General features: G+C 64.0%; 16 protein-coding genes. 9 read left to right on the top strand and 7 right to left on the bottom strand.

The genetic code is table 11. The features are described from left to right. Positions 1-11 precede the first annotated feature (11 nt). The 4 genes from RFM41_RS07475 to dnaQ all read left to right on the top strand — a co-directional run bounded on the left by RFM41_RS07475 (position 12) and on the right by dnaQ (position 2,821). Entirely contained in the window at positions 12-611 is a 600-nt protein-coding gene (locus RFM41_RS07475) for a Maf-like protein (protein WP_320247843.1), read from the top strand. Continuing rightward, complete coding sequence (locus RFM41_RS07470; protein WP_320247844.1) at positions 604-1,437, top strand: shikimate dehydrogenase; 834 nt, start codon at positions 604-606, stop codon at positions 1,435-1,437. Before RFM41_RS07475 ends, RFM41_RS07470 begins: the two co-directional genes overlap by 8 nt. Then, positions 1,437-2,042 carry a dephospho-CoA kinase gene (coaE, locus tag RFM41_RS07465; protein WP_320247845.1) on the top strand — a complete coding sequence of 202 codons (606 nt, stop codon included), beginning with the start codon at positions 1,437-1,439 and terminating at the stop codon, positions 2,040-2,042. The genes RFM41_RS07470 and coaE overlap by 1 nt, the downstream gene beginning before the upstream one ends. A gap of 74 nt (positions 2,043-2,116) precedes the next feature. Then, complete coding sequence (dnaQ, locus tag RFM41_RS07460) at positions 2,117-2,821, top strand: DNA polymerase III subunit epsilon (RefSeq protein WP_320247847.1); 705 nt, start codon at positions 2,117-2,119, stop codon at positions 2,819-2,821. 367 nt (positions 2,822-3,188) lie between these two features. On the opposite strand, the gene secB is transcribed toward dnaQ, so the two are convergent. Both secB and RFM41_RS07450 read right to left on the bottom strand, forming a co-directional pair. Continuing rightward, entirely contained in the window at positions 3,189-3,692 is a 504-nt protein-coding gene (secB, locus tag RFM41_RS07455) for a protein-export chaperone SecB (protein WP_320247849.1), read from the bottom strand. 223 nt (positions 3,693-3,915) lie between these two features. Beyond that, the gene (locus RFM41_RS07450; protein WP_320247851.1) at positions 3,916-4,410 is read right to left on the bottom strand and encodes an FxsA family protein; all 495 of its coding nucleotides are present in this window, start codon (positions 4,408-4,410) and stop codon (positions 3,916-3,918) included. A 204-nt stretch (positions 4,411-4,614) separates the two neighbouring features. Here RFM41_RS07450 and RFM41_RS07445 point away from each other — a divergent pair, with 204 nt between their 5' ends. From RFM41_RS07445 to RFM41_RS07430, 4 genes are all read left to right on the top strand, one after another. Further along, complete coding sequence (locus tag RFM41_RS07445) at positions 4,615-5,322, top strand: Tim44/TimA family putative adaptor protein (protein ID WP_320247853.1); 708 nt, start codon at positions 4,615-4,617, stop codon at positions 5,320-5,322. Positions 5,323-5,344: 22 nt separating this feature from the next. Beyond that, positions 5,345-6,448, top strand: a complete 1,104-nt coding sequence (mltA, locus tag RFM41_RS07440; RefSeq protein ID WP_320247854.1) for a murein transglycosylase A — start codon at positions 5,345-5,347, stop codon at positions 6,446-6,448. Further along, complete coding sequence (locus RFM41_RS07435) at positions 6,445-6,969, top strand: Smr/MutS family protein (protein ID WP_320247856.1); 525 nt, start codon at positions 6,445-6,447, stop codon at positions 6,967-6,969. The genes mltA and RFM41_RS07435 overlap by 4 nt, the downstream gene beginning before the upstream one ends. 112 nt (positions 6,970-7,081) lie before the next feature. Next, positions 7,082-7,444 carry a helix-turn-helix domain-containing protein gene (locus RFM41_RS07430; RefSeq protein ID WP_320247858.1) on the top strand — a complete coding sequence of 121 codons (363 nt, stop codon included), beginning with the start codon at positions 7,082-7,084 and terminating at the stop codon, positions 7,442-7,444. A 198-nt stretch (positions 7,445-7,642) separates the two neighbouring features. Here RFM41_RS07430 and RFM41_RS07425 read toward each other — a convergent pair whose 3' ends face one another. From RFM41_RS07425 to RFM41_RS07410, 4 genes are all read right to left on the bottom strand, one after another. Then, the gene (locus RFM41_RS07425; RefSeq protein ID WP_320247860.1) at positions 7,643-7,882 is read right to left on the bottom strand and encodes a hypothetical protein; all 240 of its coding nucleotides are present in this window, start codon (positions 7,880-7,882) and stop codon (positions 7,643-7,645) included. A gap of 148 nt (positions 7,883-8,030) precedes the next feature. Further along, entirely contained in the window at positions 8,031-8,648 is a 618-nt protein-coding gene (locus RFM41_RS07420) for a transglutaminase-like cysteine peptidase (protein WP_320247862.1), read from the bottom strand. Positions 8,649-8,846: 198 nt separating this feature from the next. Beyond that, on the bottom strand, positions 8,847-10,124 hold the full coding sequence (locus tag RFM41_RS07415) for a polyhydroxyalkanoate depolymerase (protein ID WP_320247864.1): 1,278 nt from the start codon (positions 10,122-10,124) through the stop codon (positions 8,847-8,849). Positions 10,125-10,467: 343 nt separating this feature from the next. Next, a complete protein-coding gene (locus RFM41_RS07410; protein ID WP_320247865.1) occupies positions 10,468-10,827 on the bottom strand; it encodes a septal ring lytic transglycosylase RlpA family protein in 360 nt (119 codons plus the stop codon). 310 nt (positions 10,828-11,137) lie between these two features. Here RFM41_RS07410 and RFM41_RS07405 point away from each other — a divergent pair, with 310 nt between their 5' ends. After that, the gene (locus RFM41_RS07405) at positions 11,138-11,323 is read left to right on the top strand and encodes a hypothetical protein (RefSeq protein WP_320247867.1); all 186 of its coding nucleotides are present in this window, start codon (positions 11,138-11,140) and stop codon (positions 11,321-11,323) included. A 45-nt stretch (positions 11,324-11,368) separates the two neighbouring features. On the opposite strand, the gene RFM41_RS07400 is transcribed toward RFM41_RS07405, so the two are convergent. Continuing rightward, the gene (locus RFM41_RS07400) at positions 11,369-12,169 is read right to left on the bottom strand and encodes an ABC transporter ATP-binding protein (RefSeq protein WP_320247869.1); all 801 of its coding nucleotides are present in this window, start codon (positions 12,167-12,169) and stop codon (positions 11,369-11,371) included. Between the last annotated feature and the right edge of the window lies 1 nt (position 12,170).

Below are 12,170 nucleotides of genomic sequence, written 5' to 3'. Positions count from 1 at the left end.
GGCGAAACATCATGACCGAGAAAATCATCCTCGCTTCGGGCAGTCCGTACCGCAAGGCGATGCTGGTCAATGCCGGCCTCGACATCGAGGCGGTGCCGGCTGATGTCGACGAGCGCGCGCTCGAGGCTCCGCTGAAGGACAGCGGCGCCTCACCGGAGGATGTCGCGTCGATCCTGGCCGAGGCCAAGGCGACTGAGGTCAGCGAGCGCAGGCTAGGCTCCCTGGTTCTCGGCTGCGACCAGACGCTGTCGCTGGGCGACGAGGTCTTTCATAAGCCCGCCGACATGGAAGGCGCGCGCCGCCACCTCTTGGCCTTGTCCGGCAAGACGCATCAGTTGAACAGCGCCGCCGTGCTCTGCCGCGATGGCGAGGTGCTGTGGCGCCATGTCGGTGTCGCGAGCCTCACCATGTGCAAGCTCGATCCCGCCTTCATTGGCCGGCATCTGGCCCGGGTTGGCGCCAAGGCGTTGTCCAGTGTCGGCGCCTATCAGGTCGAGGGCGAAGGCATCCAGCTGTTCGAGAAGATCGAGGGTGACTATTTCACCATCGTCGGCCTGCCGTTGCTGGCGGTGCTGAAGGAGCTGCGCGAACTGGGAGCCATCGATGGCTGAGAAAAAGGCCTTCGTCACCGGACATCCGATCGCGCATTCGCGCTCGCCTAAGATTCACGGCTACTGGCTCAAGCAATACGGCATCGACGGCAGCTATGAAGCGATCGATGTCGCGCCGGATGATTTCGCGTCCTTCCTGAAAGCGCTTGGCGACAATGGTTTTCGCGGCGGCAATGTCACCATCCCGCACAAGGAGGCGGCTTTCGCCGGCGTCGCCCGCCGAGATGACGCGGCCGACGCGATCGGCGCGGTCAACACATTGTGGTTCGAGGATGGCCTTCTGTGGGGCGGCAACACCGATGGTTACGGCTTTGCCGCCAACCTCGACCAATATGCGCCTGGATGGGCGGTCAATGGCCCGGCCGTGGTGCTCGGCGCCGGCGGTGCCTCCCGCGCGGTCATCCATGCCTTGAAGGCGCGCGGGGTGAAGGATATCCGCATCGTCAACCGGACGGTCGCCCGGGCGGAGGAACTGGGGCGCCACTTTGGCGCCGGGATCTCGGCGCATGGCGCCGATGCGCTCGGCGAGCTGCTTGGCGATGCCGGCCTGCTCGTCAACACCACCTCGCTCGGCATGCATGGCAATGAAACCTTGGCCGCCGATCCTGGCGCGTTGCCGGACCACGCCATCGTCACCGACATTGTCTATGTGCCGCTGGAAACGCCTTTGCTCGCCGCCGCCAGGGCGCGCGGCCTGAAGACGGTCGATGGGCTCGGCATGCTGCTGCACCAGGCCGTGCCCGGTTTCGAGCGGTGGTTCGGCAGGAAGCCGGAAGTCACGCCCGAATTGCGGCGCATGATCGTCGCTGACATCGAGGGCCATTGATGATCGTGCTCGGCCTCACCGGATCGATCGGCATGGGCAAGTCCGCCACGGCCAAGATGTTCGCCGAGGCCGGCGTGCCGGTGCATGATTCGGACGAGACGGTGCATCGCCTTTATTCCGGCAAGGCGGCTCCCCTGGTCGAGGCGGCCTTCCCGGGCACGACGCAGGCGGGCGTGGTCGATCGCGTGAAGCTCGCCGGAAAAGTGCTCGGCGATCCGGCCGCGCTGAAGAAGCTCGAGGCGGTCATCCATCCGCTGGTGCGCGCGGACGCGGATGCGTTCCTGGCCAAACATCGCGCCGCCGGCGCGCCGCTCGCCGTGCTCGACATCCCGTTGCTGTTCGAAACCGGCGGCCGAAACCGCGTCGACAAGGTTGTGGTCGTCACCGCGTCGCCCGAAATCCAGCGCGAGCGCGTGCTCGCCAGGCCTGGTATGAGCGAGGAGAAGTTTTTATCGATCCTCGCCAAGCAGGTGCCCGACGCCGAAAAGCGCCGCAAGGCCGATTTCATCATTGACACCGGGCACGGCTTCGATGCGGCGCGAAAAGCGGTCGAGGCCGTCATCGGCGAATTGACGGGAGATAAGTCGGACCGGGATGGTTCCTGACGTCCGCTGACAGCAGTCCCCATTGCCATTTTGTTCTGGTTTGTGATTCTGCTCCTTGGAGCGGATTGATTCGAATGCGTGAGATCATCTTCGATACGGAAACCACCGGCCTCGATTTGCGCGAAGACCGCATCATCGAGCTCGGTGGCGTCGAGCTGGTCAACCGTTTTCCGACCGGCCGCACCTTCCACAAATTCATCAATCCGCAAGGCCGCGCGATCCACGCCGAGGCGCAGGCCGTGCACGGCATCAGCGCCGCCGACCTGGTCGGCAAGCCGACCTTCGCCGAAATCGTCGAGGAGTGGCTGGCCTTCACCGACGGCGCAAAGCTGATCGCCCACAACGCCACCTTCGACCTTGCCTTCCTCAACCTCGAGTATAGCCGGCTCGACCATCCGGCAATCGATCCCGGCCGCATCATCGACACCCTGGCGCTCGCGCGCCGCAAGCATCCGATGGGTCCGAACTCGCTTGACGCGCTCTGCCGCCGCTACGGCATCGACAACACCCGCCGCACCAAGCACGGCGCGCTGCTCGATTCCGAACTGCTGGCCGAGGTCTATATCGAGCTCATCGGCGGCAAGCAGGCGGCGCTGGTGCTGGAAGCTGTTGCCGTGCAGATGAACGGCGCCGGCGAGGTGGCCGACATCGACATCTCGATCGGCCCCCGACCCATTGCCCTGCCGCCGCGCCTGAGCGAAGCCGACCGCGCGGCGCATGCCGGGCTGGTTTCGACGCTGGGTGAGAAAGCGCTGTGGCTGAAAGTGGCGGCTGGTTAAGCGCCTTCGGCGCCCACATCGGAGATTAGCCGAAACCCCCTGTGACGTCGTCATACTCGGGCTTGACCCGAGTATCCATGCCGTGACCGCTGCCGTAGAGCGCAACGGCGCAGAATTCTGGCCAAAGTGGCGATCCTTCGGCCCCCTCTGCCCTGCCGGGCATCTCCCCCCAATGGGGGGAGATTAGCAGCTCCGCCGCTGGCGCTTTCCTGCGACGTGCGAGATTAGCGAAAACCGGGGCGACATCTGATCTCCCCTTGAGGAGGAGGTGGCCAAGGCCAGAGGGGGCGCGCCGTCCCGCCGACGTCTCCAACAAAAAAGCCCGGCGCGAAGCCGGGCTCTCTATGCCGTGTGGCGCTGGTTAGCCTCAGCTCACCTGGGTCTTGCTGGCCGCGGCCTGGTCCTCGGCAATCCTCTGCTGGAACATCTGCGCGAAGTCGATCGGGTCGAGCATCAGCGGCGGGAAGCCGCCATTGCGGGTGGCGTCGGCGATGATCTGGCGGGCGAAGGGGAACAGCAGCCGCGGGCATTCGATGAAGAGCAGCGGCAGCATGTGCTCCTGCGGGAAGCCCGAGATGGCGAAGACGCCGCCATAGACCAACTCGACATTGAACAGCACTTCCTGGTCGAAGGAAGCCTTGGCGTTCAGCGTCAGGTTGACGTCGAACTGCTTGTCCGAAAGCGGGTTGGCGTTGACGTTGACATTGATGGCGATGCCCGGCGCCTTGTCGCGGCCGCGCAGCGAGTTCGGCGCGCCGGGGCTTTCGAAGGATAGGTCCTTCACATATTGCGCAAGCACATTGAGCGAGGGCTGGTTCTGGGTGCCGTTGCCGTTGGCGGCGCCGGTCGCGGCGTCATCGTTGCTGGCCATGAGCCTTAGTCCTTTTGCCTGGGCAGCATTGCTGACCGGATTGAAATCGCGGGTTCGCTACCATGGCCTGCCGGACAAAACAAGTTTTGCCGCCTCCATTGGGCGACAGGTCCGGGACTAATGCATGTCGCCCGAAAGTGCGCAGCGGTTTTGCGAAAACGACAGGCACCAAAACAAGGATTTAAGGCGCGTCGCGCGAATCCGTTTCCGACGCGAGGCGCTTTTAATCGTTCTTCAGCCGCCGCCAGGGCGAATTGTGGTCCGGCCGGTTCGGATAGTCGTCGCGCGAATAGTCGCTGTCGTCGAGATCGATGACAGTGTCGCGCCGGCGAGCCGAAAAGCCGCTCGAGAAGCTGGTCGCCATGACGATCCGGTTCTTGAGCTGGCGCCAGGCGAAGTCGCGCACCGGCGGCAGCAACAGCAGAATGGCGAAGATGTCGGTGATGAAGCCAGGGATGATCAAAAGGATCGCCGCCAGCACGATCATCGCGCCATGCGCGAGCTGGCGGCTGGGGTCGCGGCCGGCATCCATCTCTGTCCGCACCCGCGCCATGACGCCGAAACCCTGATGCCGAAGCAACAGGCTGCCGGCGACGCTGGACAGGATAACCAGCCCGACCGTCGCCAAGGCGCCGATTTCGCGGCCGACGACGACGAAGCCGGCGATCTCCAGAAGCGGCAGCAGGAGCAGGAACAACGGGATGAACGAAATGCGCAAAGTCTCGACCGATCGCTTTCTTCTTTTGCGGCGCCCGCGGACAATCACCGCTGGCCTTGGCGCCTTTACATAGGTATGGCTGCCTTTGATTTGAATGATAGCGCCTGCCGTTCTATATGCTTTGGGTGTTGAACGCTATGCGACCGCGGTCCCCGAGGGGGTTACGCCGGTCCGGCAAGGACAGGGTTCGAGTTGGCGGAAAATATGGGTTTCTTCGACTTCGGCACGATTTTCTTTTTGATTGCGGCGGTTGTGATCTTTTTCCAGCTGCGCAACGTGCTTGGACGTCGCACCGGAAACGAGCGCCCGCCCTTCGATCCCTATTCCGCCAGCCGCACGCGCGAGGCCGATACGGCGCAGAAGCCTGAAAATGTCGTGTCCTTGCCGCGCAAGCGCATGCCGGGCGAGGCGGCGCCCGAAACCTATGCCGAGATCGACGCCTTCGCCAAGCCGGACACCGATCTGAACAAGGGCCTGCGCACGATCAAGGACAATGATCCGTCCTTCGATCCCAAGACCTTCGTCGACGGCGCCAAGATGGCCTATGAGATGATCGTCATGGCCTATGCCGATGGCGACCGCAAGACGCTGAAGAATCTCCTGTCGCGCGAAGTCTATGACGGCTTCGTCGCCGCGATCGGCGAACGCGAGGCGAAATCGGAGAAGATCCAGTCCTCCTTCGTCGGCATCGACAAGGCCGACATCGTCGCCGCGGAGATGAAGGGCTCGGAAGCGCATATCACGCTGCGCATCGTCTCCGAGCTGATCTCGGCGACCCGCGACAAGGCCGGCGCCGTCATCGACGGCGATCCGGAAACGGTGGCGGAGGTCAAGGATGTCTGGACCTTCGCCCGCGACACACGCTCGCGCGACCCGAACTGGAAGCTCGTCGCCACCGAAGAAGAAGATTAATTTCTAGCGGCGGGGCTCGGTCGTGCCGCTTTCTTCCACATTCGGCGAGAAGTCTTTCAGTGACTTGCCCGGCTGGGATGAGGACGACCATCTCGCCGCCTTCGCCGCGTTTCGCCGCTCCGCTTTCCATGCTCCGATAAAACCTTATCGAACCGGATCGCTCGGCGTCGATTTCTATGCTTTTGCCGAAGCCTATGCCGGGGCGCGCGCCGTTTCGGCGCCGGATCGGTCGGAAGCGCGATCCTTCTTCGAACAGCATTTCGTGCCGATGCTGGTGAAGGCCGAGAATGGCTCGGGTCTCGTCACCGGCTTTTACGAACCCGAGGTCGAGGCCTCGCCAGTCAGGACGGAACGGTTCGCCGTGCCGCTGCTGTCGCGCCCCGCCGACCTGATCGACATCGACGACGGCAACCGACCGGCCGGCATGGATGCCTATCTGGCCTTCGCCCGCCGGACGGATGGTGCTCCGGTCGAATATTTCGACCGCGGCGCGATCGAGCGCGGCGCGCTCGCCGGCAAAAATCTCGAAATCGCCTGGCTTGCTGAGAAGGTCGACGCCTTCTTCATCCATGTCCAGGGCGCAGCTAGGCTGAAGATGACCGACGGCAGGCTCACCCGCGTCACCTACGCAGCCAAGTCCGGCCAGCGCTTCACCGGCCCCGGCAAGATCTTGAGCGATCTCGGCGAGATCCCGCTGGAAAAGGTGACGATGCAGTCGATCCGCGCCTGGTTCAAGGCGCATCCTGACCGGATCGACGAGATCCTGTGGCGAAACCGCTCCTACATCTTCTTCCGCGAGGCCGCGGTCGACGATGCGGCGCTTGGGCCCATCGCCGCCGCCAAGGTGCCGCTGACGCCCGGGCGCTCGGTCGCGGTCGACCGCCTGCTGCACACTTTCGGCACGCCTTTCTATATCGACGCGCCGACGCTTACCGCTTTCGACCAAAAACCGTTCCGGCGGCTGATGATCGCCCAGGACACCGGCTCGGCCATCACCGGACCCGCGCGCGGCGACCTTTTCGCCGGCTCCGGCGACGCTGCCGGCGAGATTGCCGGCGTGGTCCGCGACGCGGCGGATTTCTATGCGCTGGTTCCGCGTGCGCTTCTGGATGGAGCGCGCCGGTGAGCCGCCGCGACGATCACCTCAGCGACGACGATCGCATCCTGTGGAATCTGGTGGCGCGCTCGGCCCGGCCGCTCAAGGGCAAGACCGCCGTCGAGATCCCCGACATCGTCGAGCCCAAGCCGGAGCCGCCGCGGCCTGCCGCGAATGGCGTTCCGGCCTTGGCGACCAAGCCGAAGACGCCGCATGTCGCGCATTCGCTTGACGACCAGACGCTGCACAAGCTGAAGAAAGGCCGGCTGCCTATCGAAGGCCGCGTCGACCTGCACGGCATGACGCAGGACGAGGCTTATTCGCTGCTGCTCACCTTCCTCAACCGCGCGCATGCCAGCGGCATCCGCTACGTGCTGATCATCACCGGCAAGGGCTCGTCCTCCGGCGGCGACGGCATCCTGCGCCGCGCCGTGCCGGCCTGGCTGTCGACGCCGGCCTTCCGGCATCTCGTCTCCAGCCACGACCATGCAGCGCGCAACCATGGCGGCTCGGGCGCGCTCTATGTGCGACTGCGGCGGATACGTCCGTGAGAACGCCCAGAGCAATTCCAGGAAAAGTGCGTAGCGGTTTTCCGTCCGGAATTGCGTCAAAACAAAGAGATGGAGCGGTTCGCCGCTTCCGTGATGCGGTGAACCGATCCAGATGACCCCGTTCGGTGAGAAGCTCAGGGCGCTGCGCGCCGAACGCGGCGTCACCCAGAAGGCGATGGCCGAGGCCATCGGCGTCAGCGCCGCCTATCTGTCGGCGCTCGAGCACGGCCGCCGTGGCGCGCCGACCTGGACGCTGATCCAGAAGATCATCGGCTATTTCAACATCATCTGGGACGACGCCGAAGACCTCGCCCGCCTCGCCGAAAGCTCGCATCCCAGGGTCAGGATAGACACGTCCGGCCTGTCGCCGGCGGCGACCGAGCTGGCCAACCTTCTGGCGGAGAGCATCGAGAGGCTCGATGAGGCGCAATTGCGGAAAATCACCGCGTTGGTCCGGGCAGCGCTGAGGCGATAATTGCCTGGATGAGAACGGGTGGGATTAGCTGAAGCACCCGAACTTCGTCTTCCACGGGCGGAGCGGTGCGCAGACCCGAGGAGGCGGCGCAGAACAGAGGTCATTCTGCGCCGCGGAATGGGTCGTTTCGCTCCTTTGCTCCGTCATGGGATGATGACGGCGCTTCCGTGTGCTGCGCCGTGCCCTCATTCCCTGGAATCAGGGCTTGCCGGCGCCGGCGCCGTTCGTGCTGCCGCGGCCGCCATTGTCACCGTGACCGCGGCCGCCGTTGCCACCACCCAGACAGGTCGAGGAGTCGGTGCCGCAGCAACGGCCGCTCCACAGATCATTGAGATTGGTCTTGGCACAGCTTTTATAGGTCTCGTCCGCCAGGGCCGATCCGGTCAGCGCTGATACCGCGACGGCGGCGAGGAAGGTGTTTCGCAGAAAAGCAGTCATTTGAATTCTCCATGTTGAGTTTCAGTCCACGGCCGTGTGTCGCTGGCCGGACGGAAATGGTTCATGGAGTTGCTTGAAAACTTTCGGAGGCACCCGCAGCGGACGTAGCGGAGCGCCTCGCGAAGAAAAGCAGGGCGCCCGGCCCAGCCTACTGCACCGAGCCCACAAGCACTGCCTGGCCGTCGCGGATCGAGACCCAGCGTCCGGTGTTGTCGATTGCCTGGCGCTTGAGGAAGCGGTAGCCGGTCGCGTCCCAGGCCTTGACCTTGTCGGTCAGATTGTCGAGCACATAGTCGCCCTTGTCGGTGCGCACGGTTAAAACCGCATGGCCTTCGCCATCCGGCTTGCGCACGACGGTGATGAGGAGGTCGGCCAGCGACATGCCCAAGCGATAGAGCTGGCGCCGCTTCTCCAGCACATAGTCCTCGCAATCGCCATAGCCGTCATCCGGATAGGCCCAGACTTCGTCCTTGCCGTAGTGATCGAGATCGCTCATCGGCTTGACGTCGGCGTTGACCTTGGCGGTCACATTGATCAGCCGGCGCCACAGGCCATCCGTCATCTTGGCCGGCTCGAGATCGACCGGATGGATGTTGCATTCGTCCGGATGCGATTTGCAGAAATCATAGTGGCCGATCGGCTGCGAGGTCAGGCCGCCCGTGGCCATCGCGCCCGCCGCCCAGGCGGGAACTGCCCAGTGCGCAGAGATCGCTAGCCCTGCGACTGCACACAAACGCAGAATCCGCGTCATCGCTGAGGAAGTCATTGCCCCCGCCGCCCTGTTTTTATTAACGAAACGTTAAAGGCGATTTACAGTCCGTGTCAATTAGAGACGGCGGTCCGTTTGACGGCATGGTTACCCGCGCGGTCCGCGAGCGGCAGTTTCGCAACAGAGTCGTCCCGGCCAATCACCAAAGCCATGCGACCTGCCAGCGCAAAACATGGGCGCCGGGCAAGCGCCGACCTAGCTTTTTGCGGAACGGACCAGCTTCGGCTTTGTCGCCACCCGGTGCTGGCGGCCATAGCTGGAAATGAAGTCGACGATACGCGGCACGATTTCCGAGCGGAAGCGCGAGCCGTTGAAGACGCCGTAGTGGCCGACGGCCGGCTGCATGTAGTGCGCATGCCTGTCGGCCGGAATGTTGACGCAAAGGTCATGCGCGGCCTGAGTCTGGCCGAGGCCGGAAATGTCGTCGTTCTCGCCCTCGATGGTCAGCAGCGCGACGTTGCGGATCGCCTTCGGATCGACCGGCTCGCCGCGATGCGTCATCTCGCCCTTCGGCAGAGCGTGGCGTACGAACACAGTATCGACCGTCTGCAGGTAGAACTCCGCCGTCAGGTCCATCACCGCCAGGTATTCGTCATAGAAGTCGCGGTGCTTCTCGGCGCTGTCGCCATCATGCTTCACAAGGTGCATGAAGAAGTCCTTGTGGGCGATGATGTGGCGATCGAGGTTCATGCTCATGAAGCCAGAAAGCTGCAGGAAGCCCGGATAGACCTCGCGGCCGAAGCCCGGCACCGGCCACGGCGCCTGCATGACGACATTGTCGCGGAACCAGTCGATGCCCTTCTCCTCGGCCAGGAGATTGACCGCGGTCGGGTTGCGGCGGGTGTCGACCGGGCCGCCCATCAGCGTCATGGTGGAGGGCACGAAGGGATCGCCGCGCTTCTCCATCACCGCCACCGCCGCCAGTACCGGCACCGAAGGCTGGCACACGGCCATCACATGCGTGTCGGGGCCAAGCGCGTGGAACATGTCGATGACATAGTCGATATAGCTATCGAGATCGAAGCTGCCCTGCGATACCGGCACCATGCGGGCATCGACCCAGTCGGTGATGTGCACGTCGGCATGGGGCAGCATCGCCTCGACCGTGCCGCGCAACAGCGTCGCGTAATGGCCCGACATCGGCGCCACGATCAAAAGCTTCGGGTCGGGCTTGCGGCCGGCCGGCAGCGCGCGCTCGAAACGGATGAGGTTGCAGAAGGGCTTCGACCAGACCGTCTTTTCCGTGACCGCGACGTTTTTCCAGTCAACCACGGTCTTGTCCAGGCCGAATTGCGGCTTGCCGTAGCGACGTGTGGTGCGCTCGAAGAGTTCGGCGGTCGCAGCCACCGAGCGGCCGAAGGGGGTGTGGGAAATCGGATTGAGCGGATTGGAATAGAAGAGCCGCACCGCGTCGGCATAGAGGCGGGCCGGCTGCAGCGCCGCATGGTTCATTTCGTAGAGCTGGTAGAACATCGAGAACCCCGCTGCCGTCCGACGACCAAAAGGACGACGAACAGCGCCGAGCCTTGAATGTCTCCCGGCGAGGTTAACAAGATATTGTTGCGATGCAATACGTCATTTTGTCTGACGAATGCCTCTTTGGTCCAAACTGTTGAAAATCAGCCGTTGGAGCCGGAGCCGGCTCAATGTGCGCTGCCGAAATGTGAAGGATATGTGTCCGGCCCCTCATCCCGGACACCGGCCACGATCCGGAACCCTTGAGGGCTCGCATTGGATCGTGGTGTGACGGCTAGAACATGGTGGCGAAAAGCGCGGTCTTCGGACGGCGCCATGCTCCTTGTTACTTGGAGCCGGATCAGACGCGCGCCATGCAGACGGCGGTGTGGCCCGAACCGATGAAACCCAGCTGGCTGGCGGCGCCGCGGGACAGATCGAGCATGCGTCCCCTCACGAACGGACCGCGATCATTGATGCGCACGATGACGCTGCGGCCGTTGTACTTGTTGGTGACTTTGAGCTTGGTGCCGAAGGGCAGGGAGCGATGGGCGGCGGTCAATGCCGAGGGGTTCATGCGTTCCCCTGAGGCGGTCCTGGAATGCAGCGCATACCAGGAAGCGCGGCCGCACTGCGCGGCGGAGGAGGCGGACGACGCGCCAGCCATCAGGCCAGCCGCTATCGTTACCGCGACAAGCGCGGTCCGGTTGGTTTTCTTCATGTTTTGGGGGTGGCTCCGTTGATCGAGTAAGCCCCGCCTAAGTGCCGAATGAGGCGGGAAATGCGGCAACCTTCTGGCGGTTCCATGGCGGCGGCACACGTTTAGAGTCGCCGCGAAACAGTTTGTCATGATATTTCTGGAGCCGGAGAGGCGTATTCTTAATGAATATCGGACCGACATCCGGGACGTCCCGGGCAAGATCGGTCCTCAAAATTTGCAGTACAGAGGAACCGAACTATTTCGATTCCTCGGCTTCTTTTGTTGCGTCCCCGTTGCCGTTCAGGATCGACTTTTGGAGAGGGTCCAGCCGATGCGATTGATCAGGTTTGTGCTGGCGCTGATTGTGCTGGGGCTGGGTGCGCTGTGGTCGCTGCAGGGCCTCGGTCTCGTCAAGGGCAGCTTCATGACCGGACAGACGCAGTGGCTCTATATCGGCCTCATCACCATGCTGGCCGGCATTGTCGGGCTGCGCTGGGCGAGCCGCTCGCGCATCTGACCTTGCATGTGATCTTGTGATTGCCGCGGGCGGCCGCCGCCGCGCTCAACGGCGGCCGAACAGATGGTCCAGGATAGCGCCTTCGATCTCTGCTAGCTCGGCCGAACCATGCCGGCGGGGCCGGGCCACCGGCACAATAAGGTCGAGAGCGATCCTGCCGGCACTGATCACCACGACGCGGTCGGCGAGCGCAACGGCCTCGCCGACATCATGCGTCACCAGCACGGCGGTGAACTTCTGGTCGAGCCATATGCGCTCCAGAAGCTGCTGCATCTCGATGCGGGTCAGCGCGTCCAGCGCGCCGAGCGGCTCGTCCAGCGCCAGGATCTGCGGCTGGCCGACCAGGGCGCGGGCAAGCGCCACGCGCTGCTTTTGACCGCCCGACAGCACCGACGGCCATTCGTCGGCGCGGTCGGCGAGCCCGACCTCGTTCAGCATGGCAAGCGCCCGCTGCCTGGCGTCAGTGCCGCCCGCGATGCCGGTCAGGCCGATCTCGACATTTTTCACCACGCTCATCCAGGGCAGCAGGCGCGGTTCCTGGAACATGAAGCGCGTGCGGCTGTGGCCGTCCTCGCCTGAGAAGCTCAGCGAACCGCTGCTCGGGCGGTCGAGCCCGGCCAGCAGCCGGAGCAGCGTGCTCTTGCCGCAGCCGCTCTTGCCGATGACGGCCAGGAATTGTCCGGCCCGCACGTCGAGGCTGATGCCGTCGAGCACGATCTTGTCGCCGAAACGTTTTCCCACATCCTTGAACGCGAAGGCCCGGCGGCCCTCGACCGAGCCGATCGCCCGGGCATGCGCTGGCGTGGAGGCGATGGACCGTGCGGCGGTGAGGGTGGCGGCCGGCATC

Source organism: Mesorhizobium vachelliae, from assembly GCF_033977325.1.
GTDB classification, from domain to species: Bacteria; Pseudomonadota; Alphaproteobacteria; order Rhizobiales; family Rhizobiaceae; genus Mesorhizobium; species Mesorhizobium vachelliae.
This window is presented reverse-complemented; position numbering and strand designations above follow the sequence as displayed.

What these genes read in the sequence shown, in the direction of transcription:
- RFM41_RS07475 (WP_320247843.1), top strand. Translation starts at nt 12, where the DNA reads ATGACCGAGAAAATCATCCTCGCTTCGGGCAGTCCGTACCGCAAGGCG.
- RFM41_RS07470 (WP_320247844.1), top strand. Translation starts at nt 604, where the DNA reads ATGGCTGAGAAAAAGGCCTTCGTCACCGGACATCCGATCGCGCATTCG.
- coaE (WP_320247845.1), top strand. Translation starts at nt 1,437, where the DNA reads ATGATCGTGCTCGGCCTCACCGGATCGATCGGCATGGGCAAGTCCGCC.
- dnaQ (WP_320247847.1), top strand. Translation starts at nt 2,117, where the DNA reads ATGCGTGAGATCATCTTCGATACGGAAACCACCGGCCTCGATTTGCGC.
- secB (WP_320247849.1), bottom strand. Translation starts at nt 3,692, where the DNA reads ATGGCCAGCAACGATGACGCCGCGACCGGCGCCGCCAACGGCAACGGC.
- RFM41_RS07445 (WP_320247853.1), top strand. Translation starts at nt 4,615, where the DNA reads ATGGGTTTCTTCGACTTCGGCACGATTTTCTTTTTGATTGCGGCGGTT.
- RFM41_RS07430 (WP_320247858.1), top strand. Translation starts at nt 7,082, where the DNA reads ATGACCCCGTTCGGTGAGAAGCTCAGGGCGCTGCGCGCCGAACGCGGC.
- RFM41_RS07425 (WP_320247860.1), bottom strand. Translation starts at nt 7,882, where the DNA reads ATGACTGCTTTTCTGCGAAACACCTTCCTCGCCGCCGTCGCGGTATCA.
- RFM41_RS07420 (WP_320247862.1), bottom strand. Translation starts at nt 8,648, where the DNA reads ATGACTTCCTCAGCGATGACGCGGATTCTGCGTTTGTGTGCAGTCGCA.
- RFM41_RS07415 (WP_320247864.1), bottom strand. Translation starts at nt 10,124, where the DNA reads ATGTTCTACCAGCTCTACGAAATGAACCATGCGGCGCTGCAGCCGGCC.
- RFM41_RS07410 (WP_320247865.1), bottom strand. Translation starts at nt 10,827, where the DNA reads ATGAAGAAAACCAACCGGACCGCGCTTGTCGCGGTAACGATAGCGGCT.
- RFM41_RS07405 (WP_320247867.1), top strand. Translation starts at nt 11,138, where the DNA reads ATGCGATTGATCAGGTTTGTGCTGGCGCTGATTGTGCTGGGGCTGGGT.
- RFM41_RS07400 (WP_320247869.1), bottom strand. Translation starts at nt 12,169, where the DNA reads ATGCCGGCCGCCACCCTCACCGCCGCACGGTCCATCGCCTCCACGCCA.